The organism is Stenotrophomonas sp. SBJS02, assembly GCF_020428325.2.
Lineage (GTDB): Bacteria > Pseudomonadota > Gammaproteobacteria > Xanthomonadales > Xanthomonadaceae > Stenotrophomonas > Stenotrophomonas africana.
Map to the genome: position 1 here is coordinate 4596250 of NZ_CP109812.1, position 19968 is coordinate 4616217.

A 19968-nucleotide genomic window follows, 5' to 3' on the forward strand; every position below is an offset into this window, starting at 1 on the left:
ATGCGTCCAATCATTCTTGCACTGGACCTTGAGGGAACACTTATCTCCAATGCCGTCAGTCAAATACCCCGACCCGGCCTGATGGAGTTCCTAAACTATGCCAGCAGCACCTTCAATCGGATCGTCATGTTCACCTCTGTACCCCAAAAGGTTGTTGCAGAGATTACATCCCTCTTGGTGCTGGAGGGACGCGCTCCCGAATGGTCTCAACATCTCCCATACATCGAATGGGACGGTCCGACGAAGGACCTTCGATTCGTTTCGGCAGAACTTGGCGAGGCACTGTTGCTGGATGATCACGGGGCCTACGTGCATCCCGGCCAACACTTCCTCTGGATTGAAGCCCCTCTCTTCGCTGCACCATATTCTGATGGAGACGAGGGGCTGCAGCTGGTGATCCAGCGTCTTGAGGAGCGCCTCAATCCAGGCAGCACAAAGCCCAAGGCGCGGCCTTAGTGGATGGAGTGTGCCGTGGATGCAATCTTCGGACGCCGCAGTGAGACACCGCCAGCCCCCAATACTCGAGGATTCTGTGCACAGAACTAGCTTGTCTCATCCGTTGCAGATTGCGGGACTTTCCGTCGGTGCCAACGGAGGAACCATAGGCGTTACCTTTGCCCCCGGTAAGCATCAGAAAGTTGCAATGACGGGCTCGTGGTGTAGAGATCTCGAGCTCGATCTAGCGTCCGTCTCAGCTTGGGGATGTCGCCATCTGCTTTCCTTGATTGAACCGTGGGAGTTCGACGATCTCGGGATAGGGTCGCTACCCGAACGCGCGCGCGCTCATGGCCTGCACTGGCATGGTCTTCCGATTCGTGATGGAGAAGCGCCGGATCCTCAGTTCTTGGACGAGTGGACACGACTAGGCCCCGTCCTCACTGACGATTTGCTCCGCGGTGACAAAGTAGTCGTTCATTGCAAAGGAGGGCTTGGCAGAGCGGGCACCGTGGCTTCGATGCTACTGCTCGAGAGCAGATCATGCCTAAGCGCTGAAGAAGCTATGGCCAGAGTTCGGAGTGCTCGTCCCGGAGCCGTGGAAACGGCGGAGCAAGAGCGCTTCCTTCTTCACTGGGCTTCTCGGATGCTCTAGAACCGTGTGCGCTGAAGCATCCGTTCTGAACTCTTGACACGGCACTAATCACGTCCAGACCTGTGAACCTCCCAGTGCCGGATCAGCTTCGCCCCGGTGCTCATCGGTGAATCTGAGAACCCGCGGGGAGGTCAGCAATCAGAGGTTTGAGGGGATCTCCCCACGGCAGGCGTATAAGTAGGGAAGGATGAGGAGATCTCCACATGAATGATCTAGACGATTGGCTGTCCAGAGCCTCGGCAGCTACAAGGCCAGACGGCCATGATCGGGCCACCGATAGCCTGGTCCGACGCCTGTCCCAGGAAGCTTCCCCTTCGCAATGGGCCGGTAAGCGAGAGTTCCGCCGGGCACTCGCATGCGCGGCGCTCGCGGCGGTGCTTACCTGCGGAGGAGTAGGCTCCGCCTTCTTTGTCACCCAGGCACCCTCGCGCCCGACATGGGTCGCGGCCCCAGCTTCCATGTCCCCATACGCTCTACTGGTGGAACGCTGATGGCAATCGGACCCCTCATGAGGCTGCCGCTGGCAACAATCGCTGGCGCCATCATTGGCGTAGTGTGCGCGCTGGCTATCGGCTGGATCTGGCACTCGCTCAATCCTGGGCACAGCGATCTCCATGAACGCCTTCACGCCGTGGTGCCTCTGGACGACTCGGAGAAGCAGATCCTCCAGGCCAAGGAACAGCTGTTCGCAACAAGGCGAGGTGAGATCGAAGCGCGCCTGCGGATTGCCAACCGCCAGCTGGCGGACGCCATCGCGGCTGACCCCAAATGGAACCCCCAGGTGGAACGTGCAAGTCGTGAGGTGGAGCGGGCTGCGGGCGATCTCCAGCGCATCACGCTCGAGCATGTGTTCGAGATGCGCGAGGGCTTGAAACCCGAGCACCGGCCGGCCTACGACAAGGCACTCCTTGAAGCACTTCGCACCGACTCTCCCTGAGCCCCACAAACGTTGTGACCATCGAGGACGACAACAACTGGGCAGTTGAAGCTGCGGCGGGTGATGCTGAGGCCTTCGCTCGCCTGGTCCGCCGTCACTCGCCAGCAATCAAGCAGATGGTTCGAGGCATGGGTCTGCCCGAAACCGACGTCGATGATGTCGTGCAGGAGACATTCGTTGCCGCTTGGCGAGGCCTGTCAGAGTACGATCCGACGCGCTCGGTACTTCCTTGGCTGATGCGTATTGGAATCAACAAGGTTCGTGATACGCAACGGTTTCGACGCGTCCGCCACTTCCTGTTTCGGGCCAAGCCTTTGGATGATGAGGAAGGACGCGCCCTGCATTCCGAGCAGGCCGGGCCAGAGCAGGTTGCCGGTTCTCAGCTTGAGCTCGCAGAAGTAAGAAGGGTTCTCAACACGATCGACCCGAGCCTGCGTGAAGCTCTGGTTCTGACTGCCTTCGTCGGCCTTTCCCAGGTTGAAGCAGCTTCCGCCCTGGGTATCAGTCTCAAAACGATAGAGGGTCGCGTCCTGAGAGCGCGGGCCAAACTGACAGATGCACTGAGCCGCGGGAAATAAATTTTCGCCGGATTCGAGGGGAAGGCCGCGCAGGCCGCGTAGTGCAGAAAGACGGCCGAGATTGCGGCCCCACTGCACCGGATCCTCATGAAACCATCATTGCTTGCCCTGACGGTGATGCTGGCCCTGACCAGTATCTCTGCGGCCTATGCCTCGGACGCCCCGAACTTCAGCGCGTTGCTCGAGCAGAGCAGGGCCCAATCCCCCTTCCTTCAGGAAAAGGGGTTCGACACAGCTGCCGCTGCGGGCGAAGCCCGCCAAGCGCGAGCGCTACGTAACCCCACCATTGATGCCCTCGCAGAGAATCTCAACGCTCCCCCCAGCAATGGCGCGAGCCAGCGGCAGACGACCTACACCATCAGCCAGCCACTCGAGATCTTTGGCCAACGTGGGGCTCGAATCCAGGCGGGAGAGAAAGGGCTGCAGGCGGCCGAAGCTCGCCAGCACCAGGCGCAAGTCGAATTCGCCGCAGCCTTGGCTGTTGCCTACGCGTCTTCCGAAGCTGGGCTGATACGGCGCGACATTGCTGCCGAAGATGTTGATCGCGCCAGAGGCGACCTGAAGGCAGCTCAGGCGCTGGTTGACGCAGGAAAGGAGGCCAGCCTGCGCGTAGCACAAGCCCAGGCAGGCTTGAGCTCAGCAGAAGCGATTGCCGCCTCAAGAGAGGCAGAGGCGGCTGCAGCTCTCGAGCAACTGTCAGTACTGGCGGGAAGAGCGGAACCCTACTCAGGCACGTCCGAGTCACTCCTGGTGCGCGAGTGGGTTGCGCCCGCAATTGCGAACGTCGATTCGGCATCTGTCCTGTCTGCGAAGGCAGACGTCGACGCGAGCGATGCGGTTCTGCGCACTGAACGCTTCAAGCGGGCACCGGACCTGAACCTCACCGCAGGCCGTCGCAACTTCGCCGCCGGTGGGGACGCATTGGTCGTCGGCGTGTCTCTGAGCATCCCATTGTTTGACCGGAACAGTGGCGGGATCAGCGCGGCTCGAGCACGGAGCGACGCCGCCCGTGCTCGATTGGATGCCGCACGCCTCCAGAGCCAGGCGGACCGTGCGACTGCGCTTGCGCGTGTTGACGCCGCCAAGCGAGGACTGATCGCTGCCTCCAAGGGAGAGGAAGCAGCCACGGAAGCCTACCGAATGGCGCGCTTGGGATACGAGGCCGGTAGAACCCCACTGGTTGAGCTGCTGCTTAGCCGTCGCACGCTGACGGACGCGAGGCTGAGCGTGGTGGATGCACGACTCGCACGCGTTGCCGCCTACGCATCGCTCGCCGTGGCCAGCGGTCAGATTGCCTTTGGAGACATGTAGATGAAGAGAAGTATTCCGGCTGTTAACACCCTGACGATGATCGGCGTGGCTACCTTGGCGCTTGGCGCAGGATTTGGCATTGCACGCTTATCCGCCCCTTCAGAGACGGTGGTCGACCCCGCGAAAGACGAAGCCAGCGCCAGTGCGCCGGCGGAGGCGGCTCAGGAAGTCGCGATTCCCAAGGAGTATGTTGCCGCTGCGGGGATCTCGGTGGAGCCCGTCACTTCCGCTCAGGTAGCGGCGAACATCACCGCATCGGGTTCGGTCGTGGCAATCCCCGGTGGTGAGGCCGTCGTGGTGGCACGTGCGGCCGGTAACGTCACCGATGTCATCCGGCAGGTGGGCGACAAGGTGAAGAAGGGCGAAGTGCTGGCACGCGTAGCCAGCCCTGATGGGGCCCGTATTGCGGCTGACCTTCGTGTGGCCAGCGCCAGCCTCTCCCTCGCCGAAAAGAACGTCAAGCGCGATGAGTCGTTGCTCGCACAGGGCGTGTTGGCACGACAAGAGGCCGAGGCGAGTCGCGCCGCTTATCTCACAGCGCAAGCAGAAGCACAACGCGCTGCCCTGGTGGCACGCACCGCCAATGTGGATGGAGGAGGTAGCGTCAACGTCATCAGCCCTATCGATGGAACCATCAGCAGCTCGCAAGTGACTCTGGGCGCTTTCGTCGAGCCGCAGGCCTCCCTCTATAGGGTCACAGGTTCCAATGGCGTGGAGATTCAGGCCTCCGTTCGTGCGGGTGACACCGGTCGGATCAAGGCCGGCGACAGCGCGTCCATTACCCGCTCCGACGGAAGCGTCACCTCAGGCAAGGTCCGTTCAGTTGCTGCCGCCGTAGGTGGGCTGACAAGGGCTGCCACAGTCGTAATCACCCCGAGCGCAGAGGCGAACGGATTGGTTGTGGGTGACGGTGTGCAGGTCCGGCTGGTCACCGCTTCCGGATCGGGTGAGGGGCTGTCTGTCTCGGAAGAGGCGGTCCAGAACATCGACGGAAAAGACGTCCTCTTCGTCAGAACCAGTAAGGGGTTCACTGCACAGCCGGTCTTCATTGGCCTCCGTAGCGGTGGTATGGCGCAGATCCTTTCTGGCGTCACTGCGGGAACCCCGGTTGCTACCCGTAATGCGTTTCTGGTGAAGGCCGAGATGAAAAAGTCGGGCGGAGACGAGTAATGATCGAGCAAGTACTTACGGGTGCCGTACGGCACCGCTGGCTGGTTCTGTTCATCACACTGGTGATTGCGGTGATCGGCGGGTGGCAACTGAACCTGCTACCGATCGACGTGACTCCGGATATCACGAACAAGCAGGTCCAGATCAACACCGTCATCCCGACGCTGAGTCCAGTGGAGGTCGAGAAGCGCGTTACCTACCCGATCGAGACCGCGATGGCAGGACTTCGGGGCGTCGCGAACACCCGGTCGTTCTCGCGCAACGGCTTCAGCCAGGTCACGGTGATCTTCGATGAGAGCGCAGACCTCTACTTCATGCGCCAACAGGTCACCGAGCGACTGACTCAGGCTCGGCCCCAGTTGCCGGAGGGTGCCGAACCGCTGATGGGCCCGGTTTCGACCGGGTTGGGCGAAGTATTCCACTACAGCGTTGAATTCACCCACCCAGATGGCAAAGATGCCCCGCGAAATGATGGTAAGCCTGGCTGGCAAAGCGACGGTTCGTTCCTGACTGATCAGGGGGAACGGCTGACGGACAACATGGCACGTCTGGCCTACTTGCGCACAGTCCAGGACTGGATTGTGCGGCCTCAGCTGCGCACGACGCCGGGCGTAGCAGACGTCGACAGCCTCGGCGGCTACGTCAAGGAGTATGTCGTTGAGCCCAATGCGAGCAAGCTCGCAGAGTACGGGTTCTCCTATACCGACCTAGCCGACGCGTTGCAGGATGCCAACCTGTCGGTCGGAGCAGACTACATCCAGAGGTCGGGCGAGTCCTATCTGGTGCGCGCAGACGCCCGCATCCGCTCCGTGGACGAGATTGCCCGTGCCGTTGTGGGCAATCGCAACGGAGTTCCCGTAACAGTGGGAGACGTCGCACGTGTGGTCGTTGACGGTGAGCTCCGCCGCGGTGCCGCCAGCCGCAATGGCTACGAGACCGTCGTTGGCAGCGCACTCATGCTGGTTGGCGCCAACAGCCGAACTGTGGCGGCCGCAGTGGGTGACAAGCTGCAGGAGATCGGCAAGACCATGCCGCCGGGCGTGAGGATTGTTCCCACGCTGGACCGATCCCAGCTGGTTGTCGCAACGATCAAGACCGTCGCCAAGAACCTGGCCGAAGGCGCTCTTCTAGTCGTGGTCATCCTATTTGCATTGCTCGGAAACTGGCGAGCTGCTGTCATTGCTGCATTGGTGATTCCGTTGTCCCTGCTGATCACCGCGATCGGCATGAACAAGCTCGGGATCTCTGGCAACCTGATGAGTCTGGGTGCGCTCGACTTTGGCCTGATCATCGACGGCGCGGTCATCATCGTCGAGAACGCGCTGCGCCGTTTGGCAGAGCGACAGCATGCACTTGGGCGCCCACTCAATCTATCGGAGCGGCTGCATGAAACGATCGCCTCGTCCAAGGAGATGGTCCGCCCGACCGTGTATGGGCAGGCGGTCATCTTCCTGGTCTTCGTGCCATGCCTGACCTTCCAGGGCGTCGAGGGAAAGATGTTCTCCCCGATGGTAATTACCCTGATGCTGGCGCTGGCCTCTGCATTCGTGCTCTCCCTCACTTTCGTTCCGGCGATGGTGGCGGTCATGCTCAAGGGCCACATTTCCGAGAAAGAAGTACGGGTAGTCGCTGCCACCAAGAGCCGCTATCAGCCGATGCTTCGCAGCGCAATCCGCCAACCCATGCCCTACCTGGCCGGTGGTCTTGGCGTCCTGGTGGCCGGCGTTGTGGCCTTTGGCTTTGTGGGTCGGGAGTTCATGCCCACATTGGATGAGCAGAATCTCAACCTGTCCTCCGTTCGCATCCCGTCCACATCGATCGAGCAGTCCGTCGCCATCGACCTTCCTCTTGAGAAGGCACTGATGACGTTGCCGGAGGTACAGACGGTGTACTCCAAGGCCGGTACCGCAAGCCTGGCCGCAGATCCCATGCCGCCCAACGCGTCCGACAACTACGTGATCCTCAAGCCCAAGGACCAATGGCCGGATGGAGTGAAGACCAAAGAGCAGGTGATCGAGAGGATTCGAGAGAAGACAGCCTTTCTTGTTGGTAACAACTATGACGCCACCCAGCCCATCGAGATGCGCTTCAATGAGCTGATCGGCGGCGTTCGTAGCGACGTTGCAGTCAAGATCTATGGCGAAGACCTGACGGCGCTTGCCGGCAGCGCTGACAAGATTGCGAGCGTCCTCAAGAAGATTCCGGGCGCATCGGATGTCCGTGTGGCGCAAACGGGAGGCTTCCCGACCTTTGACATGGCATTCGACCGGGCCGCGATCGCCCGTTACGGACTGACCGTCAAGGAAGTGGCCGACACAGTGTCTGCTGCGCTGGCAGGTCGCATGGCGGGCCAGATCTTCGAAGGTGATCGGCGCTTCGACGTAGTGGTTCGTCTGCCCCGTGTGGACCGCAGCGATCTCGATGTACTGGGAGCCGTTCCGGTCATGCTGCCGCCAGGCAGTCAGGAAGGCCGTCAGTCTGTTCCGCTTCGTGAATTGGTCAGCTTCCGCTTCACGCAGGGTCTGAACGAAGTCAGCCGCGACAATGGCAAACGTCGAATCTATGTGGAAGCGAATGTGGTCGGGCGTGACCTGGGTAGCTTCGTTGACGACGCCAAGGCGGCTATTGGCCAGCAGGTGCAGTTGCCCACCGGTTCCTGGATCGAATGGGGCGGGCAGTTCCAAAATCTGCAGGCAGCAACGAAGCGACTGGCGATCATTGTGCCTCTCTGCTTCATCCTCATTGCGGCCGTCCTCTACATGGCGATTGGCAACGGTTTGCTGACAGGTACGGTACTGACTGCAGTGCCACTTGCTCTGGCCGGTGGATTCTTCGCATTGGCGTTGAGAGGAATCCCCTTCTCGATCTCAGCCGCTGTGGGCTTCATCGCGGTATCTGGTGTCGCGGTGCTCAACGGCCTGGTTCTGATCTCCGCGATCAAGAAACGCCTGCACGAGGGGCTTCCGCCAGATGAGGCGGTCGAACTGGGTGCAATGGAGCGCGTCAGACCGGTTCTTATGACCGCGCTGGTTGCCTCCCTGGGCTTCGTCCCGATGGCGATTGCAACGGGTACGGGCGCCGAAGTGCAGAAGCCACTGGCTACAGTGGTTATCGGGGGTCTTGCCACGGCAACCGTACTGACGCTGTTCGTGCTGCCTGCGCTGTGCGGGCTGGTACTCCGAAGAACTGCGCGCAGGAAGGCCGCGGGCATTGAAGACCCCCTGCCGGTACCCGAAGTCGATTGAGCACAAGCCCCTTCCACGGCTTCACGTCCTGCCCTACGGATCGGATTACGATCCGCAGGGCAGCGGCGCTTTCCACTGTTCCATCTAGAGGTGAGCCATGATCGAGGTCCTACGCTTTCCAACATTCAGGAACCTGTTCGCTGCGCAGGTTATCGCGCTGATCGGCACGGGCTTGGCTACCGTGGCGCTCTCTCTTTTGGCCTATGACCTGGCGGGGGCTGAGGCGGGCGCTGTGCTAGGTACGGCTCTGGCAATCAAGATGATTGTCTACGTGCTGTTGGCCCCTCTGTCCGGAGCGATCGTCCCGGCAAATCTACGCAAACCGGTGCTTATTGCCCTCGACCTGGTGCGGGCGGGCGCGGCGCTTTGTCTGCCGTTCGTCAACCAGATCTGGCAGGTGTACCTGCTCATTGCCTTGCTGCAGTCGGCCTCGGCGTGCTTCACCCCTCTGTTCCAGTCGACGATCCCGGAAATCCTGAAGGAGGAACGCGACTACACCCGAGCACTGTCCCTGTCGCGCCTGGCCTATGACCTGGAGAGCCTGCTGAGTCCCGCGTTGGCCGCTGCTCTGCTGACGCTGATCAGCTTCCACGGCCTGTTCGCTGGTACGTCCGTAGGCTTCGTGATATCCGCCATGCTGGTGTTCTCAACTGCATTCCCCTTCGTTGCTCCTTCCCTGAGAAAGGACGGTCCCTACGCCCGCGCGATTCGAGGAATGCGGATCTACCTGAAGACGCCCAGGCTGAAAGGGTTGCTTGCCCTTAATCTGTGTGCGGCCGCCGGCGGCGCCATGGTGTTCGTGAACACTGTCGTCGTGGTGCGCAACGTTCTCGGCGGAGCAGAGTCACAGGTGGCATGGGCGCTGGCAGCTTTCGGTGGCGGTTCGATGCTGACGGCGCTTGTCCTCCCCAAGGTTCTCGATCGGGTGGCTGACAGGCGTGTGATGCTCTCCGCAGCCCTTGCAATGTGCATTGTACTTGTGACCCTCAGTCTTACCTGGCTGCTCTCGCCCTCCTCCATAGGTTGGCCCATCGTGCTCGCCGGCTGGGCATTGTTGGGGATGAGCTATGCGGGGCTGGTGACTCCTGGCGGCAGATTGCTGCGACGATCAGCGGAATCCACCGATCTGCCATTCCTGTTCGCAGCGCAGTTCTCTCTCTCCCACGTGTGTTGGCTGATTGCCTACCCTCTGGCGGGAACCGTGGGTGCGAAGTTTGGAATGCCAGTGGCGATCATGGCACTGGCAGTAGTCGGCATCGCCGGATTCGTGTTCGCCTGGAGAATCTGGCCCGCCCATGACCCGGACGAGATTTCCCACGGTCACGACGATCTGGCTGCGGACCATCCCCACTGGGCGGAACACGCCTCTTCCAACGGCAAGCATTCACATCGGTATGTCATCGACGACGTGCACCCTCGTTGGCCTGGATGACGGAAACTTGAACAAGGGGCGCGAGAGGGCATTTTCACCGCTCGCGCCCGACGTTGTCATATCGACTTTGCCAGAACAAGCCTCTAGTCTTTGCCCGTGCGATCCCTTCGTCTACCAACCAGCGTGCTGTTGCGCAGCTGCATCTTCATGATGCTGGTGGCGAGTCTGCTCGTGCGACCCGTCCTGAATCATCTGGGTGAGCTGCACGGCTTGCAGCACATCGTGCAGGCTGCGGTGGAACATGGTCACCCCCATGTTGGGGTGAGTGATGCCGCAGACCGTGATCTTGAACACGCGGTTGGATTGCACAGCCTGTTGCACCAGGCCGATCTGACGGCTTCTGTAGGCATCTTGGCCAGCCTTGCTGGACCCGCTCGAGTTGATCTGAGCGATATCCATCCCTGGCACCAGCCAGCGGCAGAGCTTCAGCATCATCGCTCATCCCTGTTCAGGCCTCCTATCGCCTGAGACCCAGGCATCGTGCTCGCACTGAGCAGAGGCTTGGCAGCGCCCGTCCAGTCAATCCTTACTGGACGTTCGTCGCTGCAAGAAATTATTCATTCGTTCCCCGCCCGGACCCCGCTTACGCGCAGTGATCCGTGTGACGTGCCGTGCGCGCCTTCTGCGCACTCGTAGCACGTTGCGCCGGTTCCCAGTGTCGTAGCGGATAGCTTTGGCGGAGGTCCGCTGACCGCATTCGTAGATCCTCATCATGATCCCCAGTTCTGAATCCGGGACGCTCTCGCGCGTCCTTCTCCAACCCCCACTACTGTCGCACTGGCCGCGAACTCTACTCGCACTGCTTTCCCTGTTCATGCTGCTACTCACAGCTGACGGGGCGTTGGCTCACGCGATCGCCGAAGGCGACAAGGGCTACATCCAGGAAATATCTGGAGTAAATCTGATCGCATTCGCCTATCTGGGCGCGAAACACATGGCCACCGGCTATGACCACATCCTGTTCCTCCTGGGCGTGGTGTTCTTCCTGTACCGGATGAAGCATGTCGCGCTGTATGTGACGCTGTTCGCGATCGGGCACTCCACAACGATGCTGCTGGGTGTGCTGTTCAACGTGGGCATCAACAGCTACCTGATCGACGCAATCATTGGTCTGTCTGTGGTCTACAAGGCCTTGGACAATCTGGGCGCCTACCAGCGTTGGTTCGGCTTCCAGCCAAACACAAAGGTTGCGACGTTGATCTTCGGCCTGTTCCACGGCTTTGGTCTGTCAACCAAGATCATCGAGTACGACATCTCACCCGATGGTCTGTTGCCCAACCTGCTTGCGTTCAACGTCGGCGTGGAGATCGGCCAGATCCTCTCGCTTGGCGCGATTCTGATCGCAATGGGCTACTGGCGCCGCACGCCCAGCTTCTTCAAGCACGCCTACACCGCCAATGCCGCCATGCTCTGCGCCGGATTCATTCTGATCGGCATGCAGCTCACTGGCTACTTCGTTTCCTGACTTTCAAGAGAACTACATCATGTACAACAGTAAGCCCGCCGAAGGCGACCTTCCCACCAGCCGCCAGCTGGGACGCACCACCGCAATTGCCGCCGGCATCGCCATCATCCTCCTGGTTGGAGTGGTGATGCCATCTGAGTACGGAATCGATCCCACTGGTGTTGGTCGGGTACTTGGTCTGAAGGAAATGGGGGAGATCAAGGAACAGCTTGCCGAGGAAGCGGCAGCTGACGCTGCGATGGACGCAAAGGCCGCCGAAGACGAGGCAGCCGCCCTGCTGACGCAGGTGTCCACGCAGAACCGTAAGACCGTTGAAGTTGCTCAGAAGCCTGCCGCGAGTAATGCGGCCACCGCTGCCGAATGGCGGGACGAAGAACAGGTTGTCCTGACGCCGGGCCAGGGCACCGAGATCAAGCTCGTCATGAAGGCGGGCGAGCGCGCCAGCTACCAGTGGTCTGTTGAAGGCGGCGTCGTGAACTTCGACACCCACGGAGACGGCGGCGGTCGAGCGATCAGCTATGAGAAGGGTCGAGGGGAAGCCACCAAGCAGGGGGTGCTCCTGGCTGCCTTCGATGGCAACCACGGATGGTTCTGGCGCAACAGGGGCGAGGAGCCCGTAACGCTTCTGCTCCGCACCGGAGGGGAGTACGAGTTGATCAAGAAGATGTAAACCGCAGCGGTGAGCGGTGGCCGGGTGCGCTTAAGGCCCGGCCACCGCCCTATGTGGGGTATTTCCGATGGGCTGCGCCCAGTTTCGGCCCCTCGACAACCCCAGCCAGCCCCGCTTAAGCTAACCCATATGCGTCTTTCCGCCCGCCACGGCCTTGCCCTCAGGATCAGCTTCTTTGCGCTGATGCTGTTGAGTGTCGTTGCGCGGCCGATGGTGATCCAGCTCAGCGAACTGCACGGATTGGAACATGACATCGCAGCAGCGGTGGATCATGGCCATTCACATGCCGGCGGTGCGGGCGACAATCTGGACCCGGATCACGCCACTGGCGCTCATGCGGTACTGCATCAGGCAGACGCGAGTTTCGCTGGAAGCTTGTTCACGCCCCACGTCTACCTGGCTTCACTACCGCTGGCCGGTGAAGTCCATGCTCTGCGACTTCTGAGGGTGCCTGCAGGGCACCCGGCGTCACCCTTCCGACCTCCGATCGTCTGACGACCCTAGCTGCGCTCTAGCAGCCTGAGCGCGCCTCCCGTGTAGCGGGACGCGGCGCGTCGTTCTGACTTTCTTTCCGGAGGCTTCCGTGAAATTCCGTAGTGTGTGGGCGCTGGCTGTTGCCGGCGCCTGCGGTGTGGCCCTTCCTGGCCACGCCGCCGAAGTGCTGCGCCTGGAGGATGCGGTTGCCCGCGCCCTTGGCACTCACCCAAGCGTGCAGGCAGATGCCGCACAAATAGAGGCGACAAAGAACCGTGCGGCGCGAGAGGGCTTAGCAGCCCCGTTGGTGCTCGGCGGAGAACTGGAGAACGTGGCCGGTAGTGGCAGCGTGCGAGGTATGGACGCTGCCGAGGCAACGTTCCGGGTATCCAAGATTCTGGAACTGGGTGGCAAGCGGGCGGCCCGCCAAGCGCTTGGCGGCGCGGAGGTCGATGCAGCCCAGCGAGAGGCTGATGTGACCCGGGTGGCCATCGCCACACGCACCGCTGGTCGATTCATCGACGTGCTTGCGGCGCAGGAGCATGTCGAGCATGCGGAAGAGCGGATTCGTATGGCCCGCGCGCTCCAGCGAGAGGTGGCCCGCTGGGTCTCTGCGGCACGGAACCCGGACTCAGACCTGAGGGCCGCTGAAATCGCCCTGGCCGATGCAGAGCTCAAGCGTGATCAAGCAGTCCAGCGGTTGGAGGCATCGCGCATGGCGCTTGCGTCTTCCTGGGGCTCTTTCACCGCTGACTTCGACACCGTCGCCGGCGATACAAACATCCTCCCCCCGCTGGATGACTACCAGACGCTGTCCGAACGCCTTCAGAACGCGCCACAGCAACGTGCCTTCGATGCCCAGTCCAGAATTCTTGCCGCGCGCCGCGATGTCGCCGTTTCCAGCGCGAAGCCTGACGTGAGTGTTGGATTTGGACTTCGCCGTCTTGAAGCAACGAAGGACAGTGGCTTGGTCATGTCGATCTCGGTTCCCTTGGGAACCCGGCGTCGATCAGCCTACTCGGTATCCGAAGTCGACTACGAACTGAGTGCGCTCAAGTCACGCCGTGAAGCACAAATGTTGGAGCTCAACCAGGAGCTGTTCGGAGTCTATCAACAGCTGCGCCAAGCGCAGTTGGAGGTCACCTCCGTTCGTGAGCGGCAGCTCCCCAAGGCGGAGCAGGCGATGAATCAGAGCCGTCGTGGCTTCGAGGAGGGTCGATTCTCCTATCTCGCATTGAGCCAGGCGCAGAAGACGCTGTTCGACCTTCGTGAGCGCGAAGTCGAGTCCGCCGCACTCTATCTCCGATTGCTGGTCGAGGCAGATCGCCTCACCGCCTCCGCCCAGGATATCCGCCCATGAATCGTTACGCCCTTCTTATGTTGCTTCCGCTGGCACTGGCCGCCTGTGGCGGTGAAAAGCCGGTTGAGAAAGAAGCCGCAGAGTCCACCGCCGCGGCCGGCGACTACGAGCGCGGCCCCAACCGCGGTCGCATGCTCCGCGATGGTGATTTCGCACTTGAAGTCACCGTCTATGAAACCAACACGCCTCCTCAGTTCCGCCTCTACGCCTATCGAAATGACAAGCCGATCTCACCGAATGAGGTGAAGGCAACAATGCAGTTGAAGCGCCTCGACGGTGAGGTCAATGATTTCACTTTCACCGCCGAAAACGACTATCTCGTGGGGAACGGCGAGGTCGTGGAACCTCATTCTTTCGACGTGAAGGCAGACGCAGTGGTAGGAGGAAAGACACACACCTGGTCCTATCAGTCCTATGAGGGCCGTACCACCATCGAGCCAAGCGCTGCCAAGGATGCGGGTGTGGTGGTGGAAGAGGCTACCGCTGGCACTATCCGCGATACGGTCACGCTGATGGGGAACATCGCGGTCAACACTGGCCGCCAGGCCGCCGTCAAAGCACGATTCCCAGGTATTGTCCGCAGCGTGTCGGTCGAGATGGGCCAACGCGTTTCCGCAGGGCAGACGCTGGCGACGGTTGAAGGCAATGACAGCATGCGCACCTACGCGGTGATTGCTCCCTTCAGCGGCATCGTTCTTGCGCGCAACACCAGTGTTGGTGATGTGGCCGCCGACAACACACTGTTCGACGTTGCCGATCTGTCAGAGGTCTGGGTCGATCTACGAGCTCTGGGCACTGACGCCGAGCGTCTCGCTCCAGGTCAAGCAGTGCGGATCCGTTCCGCCACGGGTGCCTTGGAGACTGAAGGTAGGCTCCAAAGCCTGCTTCCGCTGGCAAGCAGCGGCCAAAGCGTGGTTGCGCGCGTGAGTATCCCCAATGGTGACGGCAAGTGGCGTCCAGGAATGGCTGTCTCGGCCGAGGTCATCATTGCCGAGACACCTGTTCCACTGGCCGTCAAAGAGTCAGGGCTCCAGCGATTTCGCGACTTTACCGTCGTATTTGCGCAGGTGGGCGATACCTATGAGGTGCGCATGCTTGAGCTTGGAAAGCGTGATGGCGAGTGGGCAGAGGTTCTTGGCGGACTGAAGCCCGGAACGCGGTACGTCGCCGAGCAGAGCTATCTGATCCGTGCAGACATCGAGAAGTCTGGCGCCAGCCACGACCACTAAGGATCCATCATGCTAGAGCGAATCATTCGCGCGTCCATCGCGCATAGATGGCTTGTGCTGCTTCTGGTCCTGGCGCTGTCAGGCTTGGGCATCTGGAACTACAGCAAGCTGCCAATCGACGCCGTCCCTGACATCACCAATGTCCAGGTCCAGATCAACACCGAAGCACCGGGCTACTCTCCACTGGAGGCAGAGCAGCGGGTAACGTTCCCCGTCGAGACAGCCTTGGCCGGCTTAGCCAAGCTGGAGTACACGCGGTCCATCTCGCGTTATGGTCTCTCCCAGGTCACCGTTGTATTCGAAGACGGTACCGACATCTACTTCGCGCGGCAGCAGGTGGCCGAGCGCTTGCAGCAAGCCGCATCACAGCTCCCAACTGGGCTGAAGCCAACGCTGGGCCCGGTCGCCACCGGTCTCGGTGAGATCTTCATGTACACCGTGGAAGCCGAGAAGGGTGCTGAAGAGACCTGGACGCCGATGGCGCTTCGTACCCTCCAGGATTGGGTGGTACGCCCCCAGATGCGACATCTGAAAGGTGTTACAGAGGTCAACACCGTCGGTGGCTATGTGCGGCAGTTCCACATCACGCCTGACCCGCGCAAGCTTCAGGCGTACGAGCTGACCATGCAGGATGTGATGGAGGCCGTGGCGCGCAGCAATGCGAACGTGGGTGCCGGCTACATTGAAAAGAGTGGTGAACAGTACCTTGTGCGCGTTCCTGGCCAAGTGGCGGACATGGACGGCCTGCGCAAGATCGTGGTCGCCAATCGCGAGGGGCTGCCGCTTCGCGTCGGTGACCTCGCAGACGTTCACGAGGGCACCGAACTGCGAACGGGTGCAGCGACCAAAGATGGCAAGGAAGTGGTACTTGGTACTGCATTCATGCTCATTGGTGAGAACAGCCGCGAAGTCGCTCAGCGAACCGCTGCCAAGCTGAAGGAGATCGACGAGACGCTTCCAGAAGGTGTCCGCGCGCATGCGGTCTATGACCGTACGGAGCTGGTCGACCGCACCATTGAAACCGTCAAGAAGAACCTACTGGAAGGTGCCCTGCTGGTCATTGCGGTGCTGTTCCTTCTGCTCGGAAATCTTCGCGCCGCACTGATCACGGCCGCGGTCATTCCTTTGACCATGCTGCTGACCATCTCCGGCATGGTCCAGAACCGTGTCTCAGCAAATCTGATGAGCTTGGGTGCGCTGGACTTCGGTCTGATCGTCGACGGCGCGGTCATCATTGTTGAGAACTGTCTGCGCCGCTTCGGCGAGCGTCAGCACGCCCTGGGGCGTCTGTTGACCCGGGATGAGCGCTTTGCTTTGGCCGCCAGCGCCAGTGCCGAGGTGATCAAGCCCAGCTTGTTCGGCTTGTTCATCATTGCCGCCGTCTACATCCCGATCTTTGCGCTCTCCGGCGTGGAAGGAAAGATGTTCCACCCGATGGCCCTGACCGTCGTTATCGCGCTGACTGGTGCGATGGCATTGTCCCTCACGTTCGTTCCCGCTGCGGTTGCTCAGTTTGTCACGGGCAAGGTCTCGGAGAAGGAAACCAAGGCTATGCGGGGCGTAACCAAGCTGTATGGCCCGATGCTGGAGCGGGCAGTCAGTGCTCGCAAACTGGTTGTGGGTGGTGCAGCCGTCCTCACCGTACTGGCGGGTCTTCTGGCCAGTCGCATGGGCACTGAGTTCATTCCGAATCTGGACGAAGGTGATATTGCGCTTCACGCGCTGCGCATTCCCGGCACTAGTCTGACGCAAGCCATCGGCATGCAGCGCCAGCTTGAAGCGACCATCAAGAAGTTCCCCGAGGTGGATGAGGTTGTCGCAAAGATCGGCACAGCAGAGGTAGCGACCGACCCCATGCCACCGTCGGTCGCAGACACCTTCATCATGCTCAAGGATCGCGACCAATGGCCTGATCCCCGCAAGCCAAAGGCGCAGCTCATTGCTGAGCTGGAGAAGGCTGTCCGAGCAATTCCCGGCAACAACTACGAGTTCACCCAGCCCGTGCAGATGCGCATGAACGAGCTGATTGCCGGTGTACGCGCCGAGGTGGCGGTGAAGTTGTACGGTGACGACCTGGATCAGCTGGCGCAGATCGGCAGCCAGATCGAGGACGCCGCAGGTTCCATCCCAGGCGCCGCAGACGTGAAGTTAGAGCAGATCAGTGGTCTGCCTCTTATGACCATCACGCCTGACCTGGGTGCTTTGGCCCGCTATGGCGTTTCGATCGACGAGGTCCAGAAGACCATCTCTGTTGCGCTGGGCGGTGAGGCGGTCGGTCAGGTCTTTGAGGGTGATCGTCGCTTCGACATCGTCGTTCGTCTGCCCGAGAACCTGCGTCAGGACACCCGGACGCTCGCATCGCTACCGGTAGCCGTCGCCGTCGGGGCCAGTTCCGGCGAACAGAGAGCGTTCGTTCCGCTGGGGCAGCTGGCTAAAGTTGAAGTTGCGCCAGGCCCAAACCAGGTCAGTCGCGAGAACGGCAAGCGTCGCGTCGTCATCACCAGCAACGTACGTGGTCGCGACCTTGGTTCGTTCGTAGAGGAGCTGCGAGAGAAGGTTGGTCAGGAGGTGCAGTTGCCGGAAGGCTACTGGATTGAGTATGGCGGTACCTTCGAGCAGCTCATCTCTGCCAGCAAGCGGCTGTCCGTGGTCGTGCCGGTCGTCCTGGTGATGATCTTCGGCTTGCTCTTCATGGCGTTCGGCTCGGGCAAGGATGCTGCCATCGTGTTCAGCGGCGTTCCACTTGCGTTGACCGGTGGCGTGGTGGCTCTGTGGATGCGTGACATACCCCTGTCCATTTCTGCAGGCGTGGGGTTCATCGCGCTGTCGGGCGTCGCCGTGCTCAACGGCCTGGTCATGATCAGCTTCATCAAGAGCCTTAGGGAACAGGGCACTCCCCTGCACCAAGCGGTAACCGAAGGTGCACTGACCCGGCTGCGCCCCGTGCTGATGACGGCCCTGGTTGCCAGCCTGGGCTTCCTGCCAATGGCCCTAAACGTTGGGGCTGGCGCGGAAGTTCAGCGCCCGCTGGCGACGGTCGTTATCGGCGGAATCATCTCCTCCACGCTGCTGACCTTGCTGGTGTTGCCGGCGCTCTATCGCCTCATCCACCGCGAAGGGGATGAGCGGAAGGAGGACGCAGCGTGAACCCGTCCATCTCAACCCCTCCCAGGAACATGCAGTTGACCATTTCCAAACGAACCCAAGCGTGGCTCTACCTGCTTGCAGCCATCCTTCTGCCTTGCGTTGCTTGGGCGCATGGCGTCAGTGAAGGCGACCAGGCCTTCCTGGAAGACAGTACCGGCCTGCAGCTCATCGCGTTCACGTACCTCGGCGCCAAGCACATGGTGACTGGATACGACCACCTCCTGTTTCTGTTCGGGGTGATCTTCTTCCTGTACCGGATGCGTGATGTCAGCATCTACGTGACGTTGTTCGCGATCGGCCACAGCACCACCTTGCTGCTAGGTGTCCTGGGCGGATTGCATGTGAATGCGTACCTGGTCGACGCAATCATTGGCCTGTCGGTTGTCTACAAGGCGCTGGACAACATGGGCGCGTTCAAGCGCTGGTTTGGGGTACAGCCCAACACCAAAGCCGCCGTGCTGATCTTTGGCTTCTTCCATGGCTTTGGTCTAGCGACAAAGCTGCAGGATTTCTCGCTCTCACCTGACGGGCTTGTCCCAAACATGCTCGCCTTCAACGTGGGGGTCGAGATCGGACAGCTGCTCGCGCTCGCAGGCATCTTGATCGTGATGGGCTTCTGGCGCCGCTTGCCGTCATTCCATCGACAGGCGTACAGCATCAACACCGCCCTTATGTGCGCCGGCTTCGTGCTTGTTGGCATGCAGCTCACCGGCTACTTCGTTTCCTGAATCTACAGAGGTACTCATGTCCATCACGCTTTCCAATCAGCTGCCCAGCACTCGCAAGCTGCTGAAATCCACCGCCCTGGCCGCTGCCGTTGCAGGGGTGATTCTGCTCACCACCGTGCTTCCCGCGGAGTACGGAATCGACCCTACGGGCGTAGGTAAGGTTCTGGGTCTGGACGCCCTAGCCTCCACTGACCAGGTAGAGGCCGTAGCTCCCCCAGTTCCGGCATCTGCTGGCAGCGCCGAAGCCGTCTCGGCGCTGTTCGAGAAGGCCAAGGTTGCCTTCGGGAGCAATGGCAAGCAGGCCTTCGAACCCGCCGCTGTCTCTCTCGCCAGCACTCCTTTACGGCAGGACTCACTGACGATCGAGCTTGCCCCTGGTAAGGGCCAGGAGGTGAAGGCCCATATGGCTCAGGGCGCTGGGATGGTTTTCAGCTGGAAGGCCACGTCTGATGTTGCCGTGGACATGCACGGCGAGCGTCCCGACGTGAAGGGCCCCTGGACCAGCTACGCCGTTGAAGGCGCCCAGCGTCAGGCCGAGGGAACGTTCATTGCTCCCTTTGAAGGTACCCATGGGTGGTACTGGCAGAACCGCGGCAGCACCCCCGTGATCATCGAGGTGCAAATTACCGGCTACCAAGCCGACCTCTACCAGCCGTGACACCCGGCATAACGCCGAAATCAACCTAGGAGAAGCAACATGAAGAATCGTTTTGCCCTCATCAGCGTCCTTTTCGCTTCCATTGCAGCGTCCGCATCGGCCTTCGCACATGATCCGGCGCTTCATGCCGAGTCGGAAGTGAAGGAGGCGCCTAAGGCAAAGCCTGCTACGTGTGAACAGCTGGCTGACCGGACGAAGTTCAAGGTGGATCTTGCCGATCCTCAGACCAAGGCGCTGAAGGACAGGTGCGACGCTCAGGCGCAGTCGGCTGCGAAGAAGAAGTAATTGATTGCGGCGAATGGTCCGGCTTGGGTGAAGTCGGACCATTCGTCTTTACCCTTGAGCCAAGCGAATAGTGCCAGCGTCGTCCTACAAATAGACCTCGGTTAGACCCTCATTCTTCCAACAGGCTCGCTCTCGAATGCTAGCGTTTGACCGGAGGATTGCGATTAGAGCCGCACTCGGGCTTACATT

18 protein-coding genes are annotated in these 19968 nt (G+C 60.8%); 17 read left to right on the top strand and 1 reads right to left on the bottom strand.

What is annotated here, in order from left to right; all coding sequences use genetic code 11:
- From FQS62_RS21210 to FQS62_RS21245, 8 genes are all read left to right on the top strand, one after another.
- Entirely contained in the window at window positions 1-456 is a 456-nt protein-coding gene (locus FQS62_RS21210; RefSeq protein WP_032961321.1) for an NIF family HAD-type phosphatase, read from the top strand.
- Between the two features lie 187 nt (window positions 457-643).
- Window positions 644-1090 carry a cyclin-dependent kinase inhibitor 3 family protein gene (locus FQS62_RS21215; RefSeq protein ID WP_226053690.1) on the top strand — a complete coding sequence of 149 codons (447 nt, stop codon included), beginning with the start codon at window positions 644-646 and terminating at the stop codon, window positions 1088-1090.
- Window positions 1091-1598: 508 nt separating this feature from the next.
- Window positions 1599-2027: a periplasmic heavy metal sensor gene (locus tag FQS62_RS21220; RefSeq protein WP_087786541.1), complete on the top strand. Its 429-nt coding sequence runs from the start codon at window positions 1599-1601 to the stop codon at window positions 2025-2027.
- A gap of 14 nt (window positions 2028-2041) precedes the next feature.
- The gene (locus FQS62_RS21225; protein WP_049400889.1) at window positions 2042-2605 is read left to right on the top strand and encodes an RNA polymerase sigma factor; all 564 of its coding nucleotides are present in this window, start codon (window positions 2042-2044) and stop codon (window positions 2603-2605) included.
- A gap of 87 nt (window positions 2606-2692) precedes the next feature.
- On the top strand, window positions 2693-3916 hold the full coding sequence (locus FQS62_RS21230) for a TolC family protein (RefSeq protein WP_008266451.1): 1224 nt from the start codon (window positions 2693-2695) through the stop codon (window positions 3914-3916).
- Window positions 3917-5086: an efflux RND transporter periplasmic adaptor subunit gene (locus tag FQS62_RS21235; RefSeq protein WP_032961315.1), complete on the top strand. Its 1170-nt coding sequence runs from the start codon at window positions 3917-3919 to the stop codon at window positions 5084-5086. It abuts the gene before it with no gap.
- Window positions 5086-8331 (top strand): CusA/CzcA family heavy metal efflux RND transporter, encoded by a 3246-nt coding sequence (locus FQS62_RS21240; RefSeq protein ID WP_008266162.1) that lies wholly within the window; start codon window positions 5086-5088, stop codon window positions 8329-8331. Before FQS62_RS21235 ends, FQS62_RS21240 begins: the two co-directional genes overlap by 1 nt.
- A 97-nt stretch (window positions 8332-8428) precedes the next feature.
- The gene (locus FQS62_RS21245; RefSeq protein WP_008267238.1) at window positions 8429-9763 is read left to right on the top strand and encodes an MFS transporter; all 1335 of its coding nucleotides are present in this window, start codon (window positions 8429-8431) and stop codon (window positions 9761-9763) included.
- Between the two features lie 111 nt (window positions 9764-9874).
- Here FQS62_RS21245 and FQS62_RS21250 read toward each other — a convergent pair whose 3' ends face one another.
- Window positions 9875-10198 carry a hypothetical protein gene (locus tag FQS62_RS21250; RefSeq protein ID WP_008264507.1) on the bottom strand — a complete coding sequence of 108 codons (324 nt, stop codon included), beginning with the start codon at window positions 10196-10198 and terminating at the stop codon, window positions 9875-9877.
- Window positions 10199-10577: 379 nt separating this feature from the next.
- Between FQS62_RS21250 and FQS62_RS21255 the strand changes: the two genes are divergently transcribed.
- The 9 genes from FQS62_RS21255 to FQS62_RS21295 all read left to right on the top strand — a co-directional run bounded on the left by FQS62_RS21255 (window position 10578) and on the right by FQS62_RS21295 (window position 19779).
- Entirely contained in the window at window positions 10578-11228 is a 651-nt protein-coding gene (locus FQS62_RS21255; protein WP_223224807.1) for a HupE/UreJ family protein, read from the top strand.
- A 19-nt stretch (window positions 11229-11247) separates the two neighbouring features.
- Window positions 11248-11898, top strand: coding sequence for a hypothetical protein (locus tag FQS62_RS21260; RefSeq protein WP_008264806.1), 651 nt, complete (start codon window positions 11248-11250; stop codon window positions 11896-11898).
- A 129-nt stretch (window positions 11899-12027) separates the two neighbouring features.
- Window positions 12028-12393 carry a hypothetical protein gene (locus FQS62_RS21265; protein WP_075075811.1) on the top strand — a complete coding sequence of 122 codons (366 nt, stop codon included), beginning with the start codon at window positions 12028-12030 and terminating at the stop codon, window positions 12391-12393.
- Between the two features lie 88 nt (window positions 12394-12481).
- A complete protein-coding gene (locus FQS62_RS21270; protein WP_075075812.1) occupies window positions 12482-13732 on the top strand; it encodes a TolC family protein in 1251 nt (416 codons plus the stop codon).
- Window positions 13729-14961 (top strand): efflux RND transporter periplasmic adaptor subunit, encoded by a 1233-nt coding sequence (locus FQS62_RS21275; RefSeq protein ID WP_040006894.1) that lies wholly within the window; start codon window positions 13729-13731, stop codon window positions 14959-14961. Before FQS62_RS21270 ends, FQS62_RS21275 begins: the two co-directional genes overlap by 4 nt.
- 9 nt (window positions 14962-14970) lie before the next feature.
- Window positions 14971-18108 (top strand): efflux RND transporter permease subunit, encoded by a 3138-nt coding sequence (locus tag FQS62_RS21280; RefSeq protein ID WP_032961302.1) that lies wholly within the window; start codon window positions 14971-14973, stop codon window positions 18106-18108.
- A 29-nt stretch (window positions 18109-18137) separates the two neighbouring features.
- Complete coding sequence (locus FQS62_RS21285; RefSeq protein ID WP_008264906.1) at window positions 18138-18836, top strand: HupE/UreJ family protein; 699 nt, start codon at window positions 18138-18140, stop codon at window positions 18834-18836.
- A 16-nt stretch (window positions 18837-18852) separates the two neighbouring features.
- Window positions 18853-19494, top strand: coding sequence for a hypothetical protein (locus FQS62_RS21290; protein WP_032961297.1), 642 nt, complete (start codon window positions 18853-18855; stop codon window positions 19492-19494).
- Between the two features lie 39 nt (window positions 19495-19533).
- Window positions 19534-19779 carry a hypothetical protein gene (locus tag FQS62_RS21295; RefSeq protein WP_008267212.1) on the top strand — a complete coding sequence of 82 codons (246 nt, stop codon included), beginning with the start codon at window positions 19534-19536 and terminating at the stop codon, window positions 19777-19779.
- The last annotated feature ends 189 nt before the right edge of the window (window positions 19780-19968 follow it).